The sequence below is a fragment of the Vibrio sp. V04_P4A5T148 genome (assembly GCF_963875605.1).
Classification (GTDB): domain Bacteria; phylum Pseudomonadota; class Gammaproteobacteria; order Enterobacterales; family Vibrionaceae; genus Vibrio; species Vibrio anguillarum.
The window spans coordinates 11,439-28,798 of record NZ_CAWNMS010000048.1 but is presented as its reverse complement, the minus strand read 5'-3'; the positions used below and the strand labels follow the sequence as shown (position 1 = coordinate 28,798).

Below are 17,360 nucleotides of genomic sequence, written 5' to 3'. Positions count from 1 at the left end.
GGTTGTTAGTTTTGACAATTCATCTTGTTTTGAACTTGTTAATCCGTCCGAACGGGCGCATTCTTGTTCACTATTGGAAACATGGTTTCCTCTTCTTTGGACATAATAGCCAAAATTTGGTGGTGAATTCCCTGCTGGGTCGGCTGAAATGGAGATAAAAATGACTCAAGAACATGCAAATCAAACACTACTCACTACTCCTTTACATGCGCTGCACATCGAAGTTGGAGCGAAAATGGTGCCATTTGCTGGCTATGACATGCCCGTTCAGTACCCATTAGGGGTAAAGAAAGAGCATTTGCATACTCGCGAGGCGGCTGGTTTGTTTGATGTTTCGCATATGGGCCAACTTCGTTTGCATGGAGCCAATGCTGCGCAAGCATTGGAGTCATTGGTTCCGGTCGACATTATTGACTTACCAGCAGGCAAGCAGCGTTACGCCTTTTTCACCAATGCACAAGGTGGCATCATGGATGACTTGATGGTTGCTAACCTTGATGATCATCTGTTTGTTGTGGTTAATGCGGCTTGTAAAGCACAAGATATTGCTCATCTACAAGCACATTTGCCACAAGGTGTTGAGCTCGAAGTCATTGACGATCGCGCGCTGTTAGCGCTGCAAGGGCCAAAAGCCGCTGAAGTGTTAGCTCGCCTGCAACCACAAGTGATGACGATGCACTTTATGGATATTCAGCTAATGGACATCGACGGTGCTCAATGCATTGTCAGCAGAAGCGGTTATACCGGTGAAGATGGTTATGAAATTTCTGTACCGGCAGAGCAGGCCGAAGCATTGGCGCGTAAACTGACCTCTTATGAAGAAGTGGAATGGATTGGTCTGGGCGCGCGCGATTCACTGCGTTTAGAGTGTGGTTTGTGCCTTTACGGGCATGATCTTGATACCAGCACAACGCCAGTTGAAGCGAGCTTGTTATGGGCGATAAGCAAAGTGCGTCGTGCTGAAGGTGAGCGTGCGGGTGGTTTCCCGGGTGCAGACATCATTCTTGGGCAGATCGAAAGCAAAGATGTTGCACGTAAACGTGTAGGTTTAGTGGGGTTAACTAAAGCGCCAGTACGTGAAGGAACGGAGCTATTTGACGCCGATGGCCAGCATATAGGCGTAGTGACCAGTGGTACAGCGGGACCGACGGCCGGAAAGCCCGTGTCTATGGCTTATATCCGAGCTGATTTATCAGTGATAGGCACAGAAATTTTTGCTGATGTGCGCGGAAAAATGCTGCCAATAGTGGTTGAGAAAATGCCGTTTGTGGCTCAGCGTTATTATCGCGGCTAAAGCATCATAAAATGTAATAAAAGTGCATTTAAAGATGTTTCATATCGATAACGGATTAAGTACTATCTGGGTTCAAAGTGATAAGGAATGACATGATGAACAAATGGGTAGTACTTTTATCTTCGCTCGCCGTTTCTGGCAATGTGTTCGCCGTTGATGCTCAGCCCTACATAGTAAACGGCTCGTACGCAAGCGTGACGAATTTTCCATCCATGGTGAGCTTATTTTGGGATAAAATTGATTATACAAGGGAGTATGGTAATTATTGTGGAGGGTCACTACTCAATAACCAATATGTATTGACCGCCGCACACTGTATTTATGGTAGTAGCTCAACGCAGCTTTTTACCTCGGTTGTCCCTAAGCTGCAAGTTGAAACAGATTTTCCGTACAATATACTAGAAAAAGTACGAGTGGCAGAAATCTATTATCCATCAACCTATAACAGCACCACCTTATTTGATGATATTGCGATCCTTAAGTTAGAAATTCCACTAGCAACGGTGTCATCTGCTGATTACTTAAACTTACCAGTGAGTTCTGATTACCGAGACATTAGCAACAATTTTATTGCCGTGGGACATGGTAATACCGCTTCTAATGTTGATAATTCGGCCTCTCTTTTAAAAACCACACTCACCTATGTCCCTAATGAATATTGTAATGCTTATAACGTCTCGACAGCCAACAACTTATGCATGAAAGGGATGCCACCAATAAACAATATTACTGGCTTAGCGAATGCTACATGTTAAGGAGACTCTGGCGGACCTTTATTTTGGTATGATGGCAATCGAAATATCCAAGTTGGTATAACAAGTTTTGGGCCAACAACTTGCGGTGATCCTAGTTTTGCTCCAACTTCCATCTTTACCGAGGTTGTCAAATATAGGACGTGGATTGATAGCGTAGTTGCAGGAATTGAACCACCAAAATTTGTCGCAACAGAAGCGAAACGCCAAGCTTATTTAAACCCACCTTCTGACAGTGGCGGTTCATTCGGCTGGTGGTCTTTACTACTGATGTTTATCCCCTTCATTCGTAGACGTTGAACCCTTATTGATTTCGAGCGACCTGTTTAGGTCGCTTTTTTATTGCCTTTTTTGAGCAGGTTCCACTTAGGGCGCTAAACTTGAAAGTGATACACGCGTATCTTTCTAGATGAGTGACGAGGTGATGGATGTACAAATGGATACTGTTCAGTGCGATGCTATCAGCAAATGCTTATGCGGTTGATTTCCAGCCTTACATTGTGAATGGTTCGGATACCAGCAGTGCCACTTACCCTTCTTTTGCTAGCCTTTTATATCAAAACAGCGCTCAGCATAGTAGCAACAGTTTTTGTGGGGCGAGTATCATCAATTCACAGTTTATTTTGACGGCAGCTCATTGTATCTACGGTAAAAAAGATACCATGCTTTATACGGTGGTCGTGCCTCAGTTGGATAATGTGGCCGATTTCCCCTACGGGAATATCCAGATATCGCGCGCGGCGGCTTTTTATTACCCCAGTACTTACATCAATTCGTCCAGCGCACTCTGGCGTGATGACATTGCGATTATCAAGCTCGAAACACCGCTCAATGTGGCGGACTATTCTGCGCTACTCAATACTCAGTTAAATAATGATTACCCTGCTGGCAATAATTACAAAGCGATTGGTCATGGCTACGTGGCGGGTAATGTCGAGAGTTCAAATACTCAGTTACAAGAAACGAACCTCACTTTTGTTAGTAATGCCGTCTGTAGCGCTTTTTATGGCTCGGCACTGACCTCAAAGCAGATCTGTTTTGATGGTGCGGTAAGCGGTGCTTATAAAAACTCCACTTGTTCTGGCGATTCAGGTGGACCTGTCTATTGGTTTAATGGCTCGCAATACATTCAAATTGGTTTAACCAGCTTTGGGCCTTCATTATGTGGTGATATTAACCAACCGACCACCTCGGTATTTACGGAGCTTTATGATTATCAGAGCTGGATTCGGCGCGTTCTTACAGGTGCAGAGGTGCCTAAATATTATGTTGCCACTCAAAATGGGGTACGTGTTCTGATTGATACTCAAACTGTTGCCCCTCAAGAGGAGAGCGGTGGCAGTTTGAGTATCCTAGGGTTGACTCTACTGCTGTTATTTCGCTTTCGGGCGCATAATAATTTTGGTTCGTCTGTTGTGGTGATTAAAAATTTGCTTGGCTCTCAACGTCATCTCTTGTGCGGTGATTCGGTTTGCCGTTTGCTCTATGTTAAACAACGCATCGATGCCGTACCCGTGCAGTGAATAACGTTGAATAAACCAATTCATCTGCTTGGGGTCGTCTGTGAGTGGTTTGAGATCGGCAATCAATTGTTTTGCTGCGGTGAGCGTTTCCTCTTCCGTTATTTCGACGGATAAACCGTCAATCAGCTTATCAATGGCTTGCTCTGCGGTGTCGACATCATTGGATGAAATCTCAACGCTAAATAGCCAATCGTTGTGTGGTTCACTATCGGCTGAAACCGCAAAGGCATTAGGAGCATAATCCAGCCCTAGCTGTTCACGCACCTGACTCACCATGCGGCGGTTTGCCACACGCCACAACATATCATCCATAAAGATAGTAGTAGCCGATTTGTGTTCCGGGTCGTTACTGATCACTCTGGCAAGATAGGCACTGCTTTTTTCATCGTTGATCGCCATGTCGATTCGAGGCTGAAAGTCTGCGCGATAATCAATGCGATAATCGACCTCAGGTGCAGAGCTGAAGGTTAATGACGCTACATAGGTACGCAATAGCGGTTTCAGTTCGGCTGGTTTAATGTCTGCGGTAATAAAGAGTTTAAAGCCTCTATTTTTCTTAAAGAGATCATCATGGGTTTGCATCACTTGTTCAACATTCACCGTATTGATGTCCGATCCTTCGTATAACCAATGAGTGGTGTCCGGCAGATAGCTATTGCGATTAATGGCGAGCGCCATCTGGCCAATGGGTGAGCGAAGAAAAGTATCTCGATTTTGCTTAAACTCTTGTTTTGTTAACTGCAGATGGCTGTCGTCGATGTTGATGGCGGTCATCGCCGTATAAAGGGCAGCAAACGCTTCGGCTAACTCATCTTTAGATGATTCAAGGCTGATACCATGCGACGTAAAGTCGATGTAGGGATTCAATATGATGCCGTGTCTTCTCAGGTGATTATCCAACTGAGAGCCGCTAAAGTTACCAATTCCACCGCGTATGGCACTCGGAATAAGCACTTCAGAAGCTTTACGCAAATCGGGCTCTAAGCTTGCTTTACCACCAAGGCTTGCCAAAGAGGCATACACTTTTTCCCCTGCGTTAATGTCTCTGCGATACCACACTTCAACACCGTTACTTAGCGTCCAAGTGGTGATATCCATCGACTCTTGAAGTTGAGATTCTGACAAAATGGCACCTATTTGCGTAGGTGTCACAAAAGCTTGATTGACCTCTTGTAGTAGCGGTGGCTGCCCTTTTTGGGCAAACAGGGTTTTGAGTGTTGGCAGTGTCGCGACGACGAATTCTTTGTCTTCACTTTTATCCAACCCAATATTGATCTGGTAGTCGCTAGACAATAATTTGCGAAGGTGTTCATCGAGTATGGCACTGTTGGTGGTCGAGATAAATTCGGTTAACGTCGAACGTCGGTCTAAATGCGACTGGATCGGTTGATCCAATGTGCGCGCCAGCGTTTTTTCTTCGACTAAATCTATCGCGGTGGCTTTTTGCCAATTGTTATCGAAGTTCGCTAACATCTCTTGATACTGACGGAAAATCGCCTGAAACTCTTGCTCACTCACACCATGATCACGCAATGCAGCAAGTGTGGAGAAGAAGAGATTTTGCGATGCTTCTCTTGAGTCCACTGGAAACCCGACCTCTGCAAACGAATAGCGCTGGGTTTCAAACGGGATAGTTTGGGAATAAATCCAAAGTGCCGGAAGGTTGGCGTCACTGAAATTGCTGGATAACCGCTGTTGTATCAATTGCTGGGCGATATCATCGAGCCACCACTGGGCTTGTTGTTCACGGCTGGCTATTTTTTGCTCGCCACGGTCGATGAATAGGCTAATGTTCGGTGAGTCATTGGCACCAATGTAACCCACAAAATCTGTATTATTGGCCGTAATGCTGTGATTTCTAGTCGGCATTGGCGTGCTGCCTTTTTCCCAGCTCGCGAAGTGTTTTTCTATCAATGCCGTGGCTTGCTCTAATGTGATATTGCCGGCGATAACGATTTCGGTAAGCTGTGGCTGATACCAAGTGCGGTAAAAATCGGCAATCCCTTCGGGTGTCGCTTGGTTTACGCTCTCTTTGGTGCCCAAGGGATCATGTTGTGCATATAAAGTATTAGCAATCATGTGCTCATAAACGTTTTGAGCGTAGCTCTTCTCCTCTTTACGTGAAAAACGAAACTCGCCCATGATCACGCGTTTTTCATTTTCAACCGATGTAGGAGTAAGCTCTATACCATCGGCAATATCTCTAAACCAGATCAGAGCTGGCTCTACCGCTTGGTTATCGGGTAAATCCAGTTTGTAAACCGTTTCTTGATAAGCAGTATAAGCATTGATGTCAGGGCCAAAACTGACACCTGATTGCTCAAAGGTTTTGATCGCATCATTTCCGGCATAATGAGCGCTGCCATTAAAAGCCATATGCTCAAGAAAATGAGCGTAGCCCTGTTGCTGATTGTTTTCTTGAAATGCCGCTGCGTGAACAATCAAGCGGATGGAAACGGGTTCTTTTTGATTGGGATAAATGTGGTATTTCATGCCATTGGCCAGCTCGGCGCTCGCCCAATAGGGATCTTCTTTGATCGGAGTGAATGCTTGATTTGAAGCACATCCCAACAGAAATAAGCAACTAACGAATAGTAGACGATATATTTTCATAACAACCTCGACATGTATTTGGTGGCAATATACGTCATGAGGTTTGAATTATTTTGGGGAATGTGACTGTCAACTCAGGTTTTGAGAAAGAAGTTTCAATTTTTTCGTAACAATGAATGTTATTAATTACATTGTGTAATTTAAGTGTTAACAGAGTGATGTTGATTGAAACGAGTTTGACCACTATTGCTACATTTTGCTCAATCTGGGATTGAATCTTTATACTTTTTATATGCCTATCCTTGGTTTTATACATTTTCTTTAAATCTATCTGATTACTATGAGGTGAGCATAGTTAGATAGGATGCCCATTTAGGGCAATATTGAAATGAAACAACCACAAAAAAGTACCGCTTCGCTTGCACTATTAGCCGTAGGTATCGTTTATGGCGATATTGGCACTAGCCCGTTATATGCACTAAAAGAGGTGTTTTTTAGTCACCACCCATTACCGATCAATTCATTGAATGTACTTGGCATCCTCTCTTTGGTGTTTTGGACATTTGTGTTGATCGTCTCGGTGAAATATTTAATGCTCATCACTCGTGCGCATAAACATGGTGAAGGTGGTATTTTAACTTTATCTGCAATTGCTAGAGAGCATTGCCCAGATTCACTAAAGCCTTTGGTGTTATTACTTGGGTTATTAGCCACCGGGTTCTTTTTTGGTGAAGCGGTAATAACGCCGGCTATGTCAGTACTGTCTGCTGTGGAAGGTATCGCGGTGGTGGAGCAAGATTTCGCACCATTCGTGCTACCGATTGCAGTAGGAATTATCGTGATTCTGTTTGCAATTCAAGCATTAGGCACCGAACGTATTGGGCGATTTTTTGCGCCGGTAATGGTTATATGGTTTCTCTCGCTGGGCGTTTTAGGGTTTAACGCTATCATTGAGCAACCACAGGTATTAGTCGCAATCAATCCTTATTACGCGTTTCATTTTATCGCCGAACAGGGGGTAAATACGTTGATCATTCTTGGCGTCGTCGTGCTGTCAGTGACTGGCGTTGAAGCCTTGTATGCCGATATGGGACACATTGGTATTAAGCCAATCCGTCTTGCTTGGTTTATGATTGTGTTACCCAGTTTATTGCTTAACTATTTTGGGCAAGGGGCTTATCTGTTGGTTTCTCAAGGTGTTACAGGTCAAACCTTTTTTGGTTTAGTGCCTAATCTGTGGCTATGGCCTGTGATCATTTTGGCTACCTTAGCGGCCGTGATTGCCTCACAAGCGGTGATTTCAGGGATCTTTTCATTAACTCGTCAAGCAATGAACTATGGTTATCTCCCGCCACTGAAAATTACCCATACGTCAGAGCACTCTCAAGGGCAAATTTATGTTCCAGCAGCCAATGTGTTGCTGTTTGTCGCTGTGCTATTTGTGATGATGCGTTTCCAATCATCGGCTAACTTAGCCGCCGCTTATGGCATCGCCGTAACGGCGATCATGACCATTTCTTCATTATTGATTGTGATTGTGGCACGTTATTACTGGCAATGGCATCGGGCGCATGTTTGGTTGCTAGGAGTGATATTTGTTAGCTTAGATGTCTTTCTCTTTGTCTCAACATCGACCAAATTGAGTGATGGTGGCTGGTTGCCGATTTCGCTAGGTGGTCTTATCTTTGCTGTGATGTCTATTTGGCAGCAGCAGAAGCAGCGTTTACTTGACGTGTCGGGCAGTGATTTGTCGCTTTCTGCCATGATTGCTTCTCTTGAAGGGGAAACATTTCGTCGTACTCAAGGTAATGCCGTCTACCTTTCGCGTGTCAGCCATCATGTCCCTCGCTCTTTGGTGCATAATTTGAAATACAATAAAACGCTTCATGAGCGTAATATATTGATGACGTTTCAGTATGAATCACAGCCTAAAGTGCATCCTTGTCGCCGAGCAGAGATCGAGCAGTTGTCAGAAACGTTTTGGCAAGTGATCATCCATACGGGCTATCAGGAAGTACCAGATATTGAACAAGTGATGCACTCCTGTTCGCTTAAAGGGCTGCATCTACATCCCAATGAGACTATTTTCTTGCTCTCTGCTGAGCGTATTCAGGCGCAGAAAGTGGGCCTATGGCATGATTTCAAAGCGCGGTTATTTATCTTAATGAGCAAACATGCGCTGCGTACGGCAGAGCGGCTTAATATTCCTTCCGATCGTTTGATTGAGATGGGCGTCTATCGAGAAATTTAATGTCTTGATTGCATTGTGTTGCGGTTCAGCGCACCGACTCATTGAGCTTAAAGCAAGAACCATCAACTCATGTAGAAATAAGCCGTTTCTTTATCAAGGAACGGCTTATTTCTTAGCTGTGTTATTCAACGTTTTTGCCAAGCGCTGCATACAGTGGCCAGTCACCTTGCTTAACCAGTGCCTTGGTGTATTCGGCGCTCTGCGCAAGATCATAATGGTGCTCAATGCATGGAGAATAAGCGACAACCAATGATGGCCCCTTATGTTCCCCAGCCGCTTGTAGCGTTTTGATCGTGTGGTTCATATTGGCCGCTAAAGCGATTCTTGCCACATAAATACCGGGCAGGTTTTGGTAAAGAGCAACCAAATCTTTGGCGGGATTTGGGTTGGGTAAACTACACAGTTTGGCTGTTTTTCCTTGTGGGGTTGATTTGGATTTTTGCCCGCCAGTGTTGGCATAGCATTGAGTATCGAGTACTAAGATATTGATGTTTTCACCGCTGCGTAACACATGGTCAAGGCCGCCAAAACCGATGTCATAAGCCCAGCCATCGCCACCTATCAGCCATACCTGCTTTTCAATCAAATAATCAAGTAATAGCTTTAATTCGGCATGCTGAGTGTCTGACGTTAAGCTTGATTTTATCTTGCTCAGTTGTTGTCGACGCTCATCAACGTCAGTGAGTAACTCATTGCTGCCGTGAAGGGAGTGTTGAGCAAAGGCCGTTTGTGCTCGCGCCCCTAAGGCTTTGACGGCTAATCGCATTCCCAGCCCAAATTCCGCGTTATCTTCAAATAGGCTATTGGCCCATGCAGGTCCTCTTCCTTGGGCATCTTGGCTATAGGGTGTTGTGGGCAAATTGCCACCAAAAATGGAAGAGCATCCTGTGGCATTAGCAATATAGAGTCGGTCACCAAATAATTGGGTTAAAATCCGAATATAAGGTGTTTCACCACACCCAGCGCAAGCATTAGGGTATTCGAAATAAGGCTCAACATGCTGGATGGTTTTGACATCAATACGACTCTGCTGGTGGATGTTTTGCATTGGCAGCGCATTAAACTGGGCAAACTGCTGCTGTTCTTGTTCATAACAAAGCGGCTTACTGACCATAGTCAACGCTTTCTGCTCAGGGTCGCGCTTATCTTTGGCTGGGCAAACTTGCGCGCAGAGTTGGCAGCCAGTGCAGTCATCGGGCGATACTTGCAATGCGTATTGCGCATCTTGTTGATGACGAGAGCGATAAGGCATGGTTTTAAGCGTGGTCGATGTTTGATGTACTTCGTTGGGTTCGAACACCCGAGCACGAATTGCTGAGTGCGGACATATCGAGACACAGTAACCGCACTGAGTGCAGAGATCCGGATCCCAAACTGGTAATTGTTCGGAGATATCTCGTTTCTCTAAAGAAGAAGTATTGGTTGGCCAAATCCCGTCAGCAGGGTAGGCAGAGACAGGTAAATTTCCCCCTTTCCCAGCGAGTAACCATTCCACCAAAGAACCGGGTTGGCTGCGCTCTTTGATTGCAAATGATGTTTGCGAGGTTTGTGCGGTGATGGTGAAAGGTGAGTCGTTTATCTCGTGCGCTGCTGCCTCAATGCACGCGAGGTTACGCTCGATAAGTGCGTCAGGTTTTCCTTGTAATTGCGTTTTGCACATCGCTTGCAGAACCAGTAAAGTTGCACGCTGTTGAGAAGGTTCTTGGCTTGGACTGAGCAGTAAAGTCGCCGCTACTTGCATAGCTACGCTGGCTTTGTTTTTGAGTTGATGCTGAGTGCTTAACTTATCGGCATCGATCGTCACCACTTTGATCTGTTTAGCTTGAATCGTCGATTGCAATGCAAATGGCAGAGAATCCCACAGTGCTTGCCCTATAAGCGATGTGTTGATCAATAGTAGCGCGCGCTGACAAAATCGCTGCGTGATATCGATGTCTTTCAGTAGGCCTAATTGACTGAGCGAAATTAATCTGGCTTGCCGAATCGGGTACGGAGTTTGGATCGGTTGTTCGGAGAGTCGCAAGTGCGTCGTCGTAAGATTGCGTGATTTTTTCGAGTCGTACTCGAACTGAGCATTCACATACCAGTGGTTTTGCTTGCCAAGAGCTTTGAGCACGTTTTTTCCTGCCGAGATGCTACCATCACCACCGTAGCCGTACATCAATACCGTTTGCAGCGCTTCTTCTCGTTCAGGCTGTGAGGTAACGGGTAGGCTAAGATGAGTGACGTCATCATCGATTCCTACCACGAATTCTCTTTTCCGGCCGTGCTCATTTCGCATCATCGCGAAAATGTGCTGTGCATCTTCTGGGAAGAAAGCTTTTCCCGATAAACCATAACGGCCTCGGAATAACTCAATGGGTCGACCACTTTGGTAAATGGCATCAAGCACATCCAGGTACAGCGGTTCACCGCTACTTCCGGGTTCTTTAGTGCGGTCCAACACACTGATCTGCTGTACCGATTCAGGCAAGGCGTTGAGTAATGCTTGAGTCGGAAAAGGGCGATAGAGATGAACGGTGACAACACCGACGCTCTCATCTGGTTTGCTTTGAACGTATTGGTTGAGTGTTTCACTGACCGAGCCAAGAGCGATGATTACTCGTGTAGCTTGTGGATGACCACAGTACTCTACTAAGTGATAGGCACGTCCAGTGAGCTGCGCAAACTCATCCATACAGGTTTGGACAACATCGGGTGCATGCTGTTGATAGCGGTTTTGCGCTTCGCGGCATTGAAAATAAGTATCTGGACCTGCCGTTGCTCCGCGTAAGGTTGGGCGATCGGGCGTTAAGGCGCGCTGACGAAATTCAAGTAATGCGCGATGGGGAAAAAGTTGCGCTACCTGCTCGGTGGTGAGCATGTCTATATTAGTTAAGGTATGAGAGGTGATAAATCCATCAAAAAAATGGACAAACGGTAACCGACTGCGCAGTGAAGCCATGGTCGATATCAACGCCATGTCTTGTGCTTGCTGACCGTTGCTTGCGCATAACATGGCAACGCCCGTTTGCCGAATCGACATCACATCTGAGTGATCGCAAAAAATCGATAGGGCATGGGTTGCGACACTGCGTGTGGCGACATGGATCACGCACGGAGTCAGCTCTCCCACCAATTTATATAAAGTGGGGATCATCAATAATAATCCTTGCGAAGAAGTAAACGTCGTGGCTAATGCACCGCTCATGGCGCTGCCATGCACAACCGCAATGGTTCCCGCTTCAGATTGCATCTCAATTACCTCGGGTGTCTCCCCTAAGATATTGAGCTGGTGTTTTGCCGACCATGCTTCATAGCACTCGGCCATGGTGGTACTTGGCGTTATCGGGTATACGGCAATCACTTCACTTAATTGATAGGCTATATTTGCTACCGCAGTATTGGCATCAGTAATCCAATTCATTACTCTGGAAACCTCTTGTGTTTATCGCAATCGTTGCGACTTACGTCTGAAGATGTATGATTCCGTCACTAAGGTGACAAAATCACGAGAAACAAAGATGGTTAAGACGCTAAACATGGCGCGAGTAAACGAGACACAACGGGTCATCTTATTGATATGCCTGTATGTGTTGGTTACTACGGTGGGCGTGATTTACCGAAAAAATATCTTAGAAACAGACATGGCAATGCTGTTTTTATTGCTCAACATTGTTAGTGCTTCACTACTTCGTCCACGCAATGCATACCTCATGACCATTATGGGCGTCATAGTGTATTACTACTTCTTATTGCCGGATTACAGTTCGTTCCGTTTTAAGAATGCACAGCATGTGATTACTTTTTCGGTGATGGTGTTCAGTGGGATGTTCGCGATCAATATAACACAGTCACAGAGAAAGCAAATACAGAAAAATAAGCACCTCCAGATGCGCCATAAGACCTATTATCAGCTTGCTTGCCACTTGTCGGCACTGCGAACCAGTGAGCAAATTGCGCAGGCGACCGTGCAATTTCTTAATAAAGAGCTGAGCTTGCCGAGCGCGATTTTATCTGCTCACCCTCACTGGCATCTGCTTGCCAAAAACGATTCTTTTCCGTATGCCCAGCTAGAAGAATTTGATGGCCGTCATGTACCTGCGGCCACCACCATTCACTGGCTTAAAGATCGAGAGACAGTATTGGGCGTATTAGTGGTTGAAAAAGATCAACAGGACAAAGTTACCCCGTGGGTCATTTCATTACTCAGTTTGTCACTGGCACGTTCGCAAGCTAACCAAGCGCTTGCGGAAGTGGAAACGGCTAATCAATTAGAAACCATGCGTAGCACGTTATTAGCATCAGTATCTCATGATTTGAAAACACCATTAGGGACGATCATTGGCGTGGCAACGACGTTGACCGATGCGGGGTTGAAGCTGGATCAAGAGGTGCAAGATGAGCTATTGAAATCGATCGCTGAGCAAGGTGAGCGGCTCAATCGTAGTTTAACAAAACTGCTTGATATCACGCGTTACACTAGCGCGGCCCTTGTACCTAAGTTGGATTGGGTCGAACCTGAAGAAGTGCTTGGCAGTGCACTGAGCCGTTTATCTCGACGATTGCGTCACCATCATGTGAATTTAAAAAGTGAACCAATGTTGGTTGAACTCGATAGTTTATTGATTGAACAGGTTATCTCTAACCTGATTGAAAATTCAGCCAAATATACACCTAAAGGAAGTGAGATAGAGATTCAGATAGAATACCGCGATGAGGCGTTTATTTTAACAGTAGCGGACAATGGCCCCGGTATTCCTGAGCAAGAATTAACCCGAATTTTTGAGCGCTTTTATCGCCTCAACCATACCCAAGTCGATGGCACAGGGCTTGGCTTAGCGATATGCCAAGTGATCGTCACCGCACATCACGGTACGATAGTTGCTCGCAACCGTGAAAGCCAAGGTGTTAGTTTTACCGTGGCGATACCATGCCGACTTTACGATTTAAAGGGACTGTATGAACAGTGAAATTAAAATCTTGATCATTGAAGATGAAGCACCGATTCAACGTTTTCTCAACGTGTTGATCAGCGGTTATCAGTATCAAGTCAAAACGGCTGGAACAGCAGAGCAAGGGATAGCCTTAGTCGCAAACTGGAATCCGCATCTGATTTTATTGGATTTAGGCTTACCAGATATGGAAGGTATTGCACTCACCAAAGAGCTTCGGGGTTGGACGCAGACGCCAATCATTGTCATCTCGGCCCGTGATAAGGAATCAGATAAGGTTCAAGCACTTGATGCGGGAGCCAACGATTACTTGATTAAACCATTTGGTAGTGAAGAACTGCTAGCGCGAATACGTGTCGCGTTACGCCAACTGAGCCAACCTCAGCCTCAAGAGTCGGTTTGCTACCAATTCGGCCAGATAGTTGTCGACTTGGCATTTAAGCAAGTGACTAAAAGTGGTGAAGCGTTAAAACTGACCAAAACCGAGTACAATATTTTAAAACTTTTGGTGAGAAATATGGGCAAGGTTTTGACTCATAAGCAAATTTTAAAAGAAGTGTGGGGCAGTAACTACATTGAACATCATCATTATGTTCGTATTCATGTTGCCCAGTTGCGTCATAAAGTGGAAGAAAATCCAGCCCAACCCAAACATATTATTACAGAAACAGGGGTAGGATATCGGTTGGTAGAAGGCGAATCAGACCAGTTTGCGGTTTAGGCTACTTTATAAAATCTTTATATCGAGCCTTGCTATCCATACAGCATCTATACAAAGCGCTTGTTAGACTTAATATCGGTTAAGTACTCAGGCAGAGCCAGCGTGAAATGTTAGTGGGATGTTTTGCGAGATATTGGATTAGTGAGCACGTAACAAATACACACATCTTTAGCCGTTTTGTAAGGAGCGCAAGCTTTTTACATTTATAATTAATTATTCTGTTTTAGGGCTCTTTTGAGCCCTTTTTTTATCTATTGTCAGCGAGGCTCGCTGCTATGCTCATTCGATTACGAACGCCACGGCCATTTGAACCGTGGCGTAAGGCCGCTATAATTGGCTTTCTTCACTGATACGAGGGGCTTTTTGCAGTGAACGTTTACGCATTAACCAACCCACCAGTACCGTTGAGATAGCGATCAACAGTGTCATCAGTGGTGCTAATATCAACGCATGATTGGCTATTTTGGCAAGCTTATCGGGCAAAAGAGAAATACCTAAGCCTGAGCCGACCAAAAACAGAATCCACGCCAGCGCGCTCAGTGGTGAGACGAGCAGGAAGCGTGTTGGTGTTACTGCATTACGCAGCCCCATTACCATAGGCAGCAAAGAACGAACTACCGGCAGAAAGCGCCCCATGAACATGGCCAGTAGCCCATACCTTTGGATCAAGTTATCGGTAGTGCGCCACTGTTTTTCTGAGACTTTGTTGAGCCAAGTTGAGACTAATCGCCACTCTTTAAGTTGGTGGCCTTGATAAAAGGCGATCGCACTGCCCAGCCAACCAGCAAAAACCAGCACGCCAATAATGGCATAAAGGTTGAGTACCCCAACGGCCGCAAGGCTACCACACAGTACAATCACACTATCGCAAGGCAGTGGCGCTGCTGGAATAAATGCACTTTCAACGAAGATAAGTAACCCAATGCAGAGGTAAAGTAACGACAGATCGACCTGTTGTAGCGCAAACAGATCTTGATGCCATAAGGCAGAGAAAATAGACAAAAAAGTATTCATAACAAGCTTCCTCAATCAGTAAATAGTAATAATTGGTCCGATTGAAAAAGGTGTTAAGCGTGGGCGAAGCGTGAATACAGGTTGGAAAATTGCAGTGCTTTACGCACAAAAACGTGAGTTGATTGACCTATATACAGAGAACAAATGACGACAAAGGCAGTGGTACTGAGAGTGTAAAAAAGTAGGGTAGTTTCTGCGCTCGTCTCTTCGTCGTCATCTGAGATTAACCGAAGCCCACTGACTCGTGGCGTTTCATGCCTTGTGGTTAATATTGCCGCATCACGATCAACAAAAAATGGATGACTGGAAAAATGAACATGCTGGATTGTCGTAGAGTCACTCGCCGAAAAGCTTTGTGTAGCATTGAGGTTGAGCGAGGAGAACAGGCTCAATAAGCTAAACAAGAAGGCAAACATCAATGACTGGATCATAACTATCGCGAGGCTACTAAAACTGAGGGTGAGTATGCGGCGTGTCAGCGGTGCGTGTAAAGGAATTTTAGCCCTGGAAAAGCGTGAAAAAGTGAGCAGCGTTGCTGCTCACTCATGATAGTTAAATATTAATGATGCAAATTATATTGCTGCCGCGGTTGAGCTCTCGCTCGCTTTTGCGCGGTTTTTAAGGAAGGCGTAACCAAAGCCAGTCACCGTCGTACCAGCCGCAATCGCGATTAGGTACATCAGTACAGGTGTAATCGCATTTGGGATCAGTAGGACAAATAAGCCGCCGTGCGGAGCCATTAATTTCGCGCCAAACAGCATAGACAGTGCACCCGTTAACGCGCCGCCTGCCATACAAGCTGGGATAACGCGCATTGGATCTTTCGCTGCAAATGGGATTGCCCCTTCAGAGATAAAGCATAAACCTAGTACAAATGAGGCTTTACCCGCTTCACGTTCACCGGCTTCGAATTTGTCTCTGGCAAGGAAAGTCGCAAGGCCCATACCTAACGCTGGCACCATACCCGCAGCCATAATAGCGGCCATTGGTGCGTAAGTTTGCGAAGCAAGTAGACCAACACCAAAGGTATACGCTGCTTTATTAATAGGCCCACCTAAGTCAAAGCACATCATCGCGCCTAGGATTACACCCAGAAGTACGGCGTTGGCTGAGCCCATGTTGTTTAAGAACTCAGTCATTGCAGCCATGATGCTCGATACAGGGCCACCGACGATGTAGATCATCACCAAGCCAGTAAAGAGACTCGCCACAAATGGAATGATGAGGATTGGTTTTAGCGCTTCCATCGATTGAGGTAAGGAGACTTTATCTGCAATGAATTTAGCGGCGTAACCTGCAATGAAACCGGCCACAATACCGCCAAGAAAACCGGCTCCGGTAGAGCTTGCCAACATCCCGCCAATCAAACCAGGAGCAAGCCCCGGACGGTCAGCAATCGAGAACGCAATAAAACCCGCCATGACAGGGATCATTAATGCAAAGGCTGAACCGCCACCAATGGTCATCAGCGCTGCCGCCAATGTGCCTTGCTCTTTAAACGCTTCAATACCAAACACAAAAGAGAGTGCGATGATCAAACCACCCGCGACTACGACAGGAAGCATGTGAGATACCCCAGTCATCAGGTGCTTGTACACCCCTTTTTTCTCTTCGGTTTGATTGTTATTAGACGCTGACGATTGCGTATAAATAGACGCTTGGTTAAACGCGTTGGTGATCTCTTGATCGGTTTTTTTCAGTGCAAGGCCAGTACTGGTTTTGTACAGTTTTTTGCCGTTGAAACGATCGAGTGGCACTTCGATATCGGCCGCAATGATCACCAAATCCGCATCAGCAATCTCTTGCGCCGTGAGTTGGTTTTTCGCGCCCACAGAACCCCGTGTCTCTACTTTGATCTGGTGGCCAAGGCGTTTTGCATGGTTTTCTAGCGCTTCTGCCGCCATAAAGGTGTGTGCAACACCCGTTGGACAAGCGGTGATAGCCACGATTTTTTTAGCGGCTTGCGTTACGACTGGCGCAGACACCGTTTTTGCCTCTTGCTCAGTTAGGATAGTCGCTGCATTTATCGCGCTGTTTAAAAAAGCAACGGGATCAGACGTGCAGGCTGAAATGTCACTTTGGTACACTTTTTTGCCGATAAAGCGGGTGGTATCTATTGGTGTATTACGAGCAATAACCACCACATCTGCGTTGTCGATTTCACTGCTAGAGAGCGTATGGCCTTGAATGATGCTGGAATGACATTCAACCACAGCGGTCCAATTGAGCGATTTTGCCGCTTGTTCAAGCAGCCCGGCAGCAATGATGCTGTTTGCAACGCCACTGGGGCATGCGGTAATAATAGCAATCTTCATAGT

9 protein-coding genes and 2 pseudogenes are annotated in these 17,360 nt (G+C 45.7%); 6 read left to right on the top strand and 5 right to left on the bottom strand.

Features of this window, described 5'->3' with window-relative positions:
* The first annotated feature begins 160 nt into the window (after window positions 1-160).
* The 3 genes and pseudogenes from gcvT (at window position 161) to AACT18_RS10555 (ending at window position 3,569) form a co-directional block, all read left to right on the top strand.
* Entirely contained in the window at window positions 161-1,294 is a 1,134-nt protein-coding gene (gcvT, locus tag AACT18_RS10565) for a glycine cleavage system aminomethyltransferase GcvT (RefSeq protein ID WP_176428377.1), read from the top strand.
* Window positions 1,295-1,371: 77 nt separating this feature from the next.
* A pseudogene (locus AACT18_RS10560) lies at window positions 1,372-2,346 on the top strand (trypsin-like serine protease).
* A 128-nt stretch (window positions 2,347-2,474) separates the two neighbouring features.
* Entirely contained in the window at window positions 2,475-3,569 is a 1,095-nt protein-coding gene (locus tag AACT18_RS10555; protein ID WP_176429178.1) for a S1 family peptidase, read from the top strand.
* Window positions 3,570-3,644: 75 nt separating this feature from the next.
* On the opposite strand, the pseudogene AACT18_RS10550 reads toward AACT18_RS10555, so the two are convergent.
* Window positions 3,645-6,062 (bottom strand): annotated as a pseudogene (locus AACT18_RS10550) (M16 family metallopeptidase); the annotation flags it as partial.
* 448 nt (window positions 6,063-6,510) lie between these two features.
* On the opposite strand from AACT18_RS10550, the gene AACT18_RS10545 reads away from it, so the two are divergent.
* The gene (locus AACT18_RS10545; RefSeq protein WP_094124897.1) at window positions 6,511-8,373 is read left to right on the top strand and encodes a potassium transporter Kup; all 1,863 of its coding nucleotides are present in this window, start codon (window positions 6,511-6,513) and stop codon (window positions 8,371-8,373) included.
* Window positions 8,374-8,494: 121 nt separating this feature from the next.
* Here AACT18_RS10545 and nifJ read toward each other — a convergent pair whose 3' ends face one another.
* Window positions 8,495-11,779 (bottom strand): pyruvate:ferredoxin (flavodoxin) oxidoreductase, encoded by a 3,285-nt coding sequence (gene nifJ / locus AACT18_RS10540; RefSeq protein WP_094124896.1) that lies wholly within the window; start codon window positions 11,777-11,779, stop codon window positions 8,495-8,497.
* A 115-nt stretch (window positions 11,780-11,894) separates the two neighbouring features.
* Here nifJ and AACT18_RS10535 point away from each other — a divergent pair, with 115 nt between their 5' ends.
* Together AACT18_RS10535 and AACT18_RS10530 are read left to right on the top strand one after the other, a co-directional pair.
* Complete coding sequence (locus tag AACT18_RS10535) at window positions 11,895-13,325, top strand: sensor histidine kinase (protein WP_094124899.1); 1,431 nt, start codon at window positions 11,895-11,897, stop codon at window positions 13,323-13,325.
* Window positions 13,315-14,028, top strand: coding sequence for a response regulator (locus AACT18_RS10530; RefSeq protein WP_094124895.1), 714 nt, complete (start codon window positions 13,315-13,317; stop codon window positions 14,026-14,028). Before AACT18_RS10535 ends, AACT18_RS10530 begins: the two co-directional genes overlap by 11 nt.
* A 327-nt stretch (window positions 14,029-14,355) precedes the next feature.
* Here AACT18_RS10530 and AACT18_RS10525 read toward each other — a convergent pair whose 3' ends face one another.
* From AACT18_RS10525 to fruA, 3 genes are all read right to left on the bottom strand, one after another.
* Window positions 14,356-15,042 carry a DedA family protein gene (locus AACT18_RS10525; protein ID WP_026027215.1) on the bottom strand — a complete coding sequence of 229 codons (687 nt, stop codon included), beginning with the start codon at window positions 15,040-15,042 and terminating at the stop codon, window positions 14,356-14,358.
* A 53-nt stretch (window positions 15,043-15,095) separates the two neighbouring features.
* Window positions 15,096-15,473 (bottom strand): hypothetical protein, encoded by a 378-nt coding sequence (locus AACT18_RS10520; RefSeq protein WP_237666715.1) that lies wholly within the window; start codon window positions 15,471-15,473, stop codon window positions 15,096-15,098.
* A gap of 141 nt (window positions 15,474-15,614) precedes the next feature.
* Window positions 15,615-17,357, bottom strand: a complete 1,743-nt coding sequence (fruA, locus tag AACT18_RS10515) for a PTS fructose transporter subunit IIBC (protein WP_094143152.1) — start codon at window positions 17,355-17,357, stop codon at window positions 15,615-15,617.
* Between the last annotated feature and the right edge of the window lie 3 nt (window positions 17,358-17,360).

What these genes read in the sequence shown, in the direction of transcription:
- gcvT (WP_176428377.1), top strand. Translation starts at nt 161, where the DNA reads ATGACTCAAGAACATGCAAATCAAACACTACTCACTACTCCTTTACAT.
- AACT18_RS10555 (WP_176429178.1), top strand. Translation starts at nt 2,475, where the DNA reads ATGTACAAATGGATACTGTTCAGTGCGATGCTATCAGCAAATGCTTAT.
- AACT18_RS10545 (WP_094124897.1), top strand. Translation starts at nt 6,511, where the DNA reads ATGAAACAACCACAAAAAAGTACCGCTTCGCTTGCACTATTAGCCGTA.
- nifJ (WP_094124896.1), bottom strand. Translation starts at nt 11,779, where the DNA reads ATGAATTGGATTACTGATGCCAATACTGCGGTAGCAAATATAGCCTAT.
- AACT18_RS10535 (WP_094124899.1), top strand. Translation starts at nt 11,895, where the DNA reads ATGGCGCGAGTAAACGAGACACAACGGGTCATCTTATTGATATGCCTG.
- AACT18_RS10530 (WP_094124895.1), top strand. Translation starts at nt 13,315, where the DNA reads ATGAACAGTGAAATTAAAATCTTGATCATTGAAGATGAAGCACCGATT.
- AACT18_RS10525 (WP_026027215.1), bottom strand. Translation starts at nt 15,042, where the DNA reads ATGAATACTTTTTTGTCTATTTTCTCTGCCTTATGGCATCAAGATCTG.
- AACT18_RS10520 (WP_237666715.1), bottom strand. Translation starts at nt 15,473, where the DNA reads ATGATCCAGTCATTGATGTTTGCCTTCTTGTTTAGCTTATTGAGCCTG.
- fruA (WP_094143152.1), bottom strand. Translation starts at nt 17,357, where the DNA reads ATGAAGATTGCTATTATTACCGCATGCCCCAGTGGCGTTGCAAACAGC.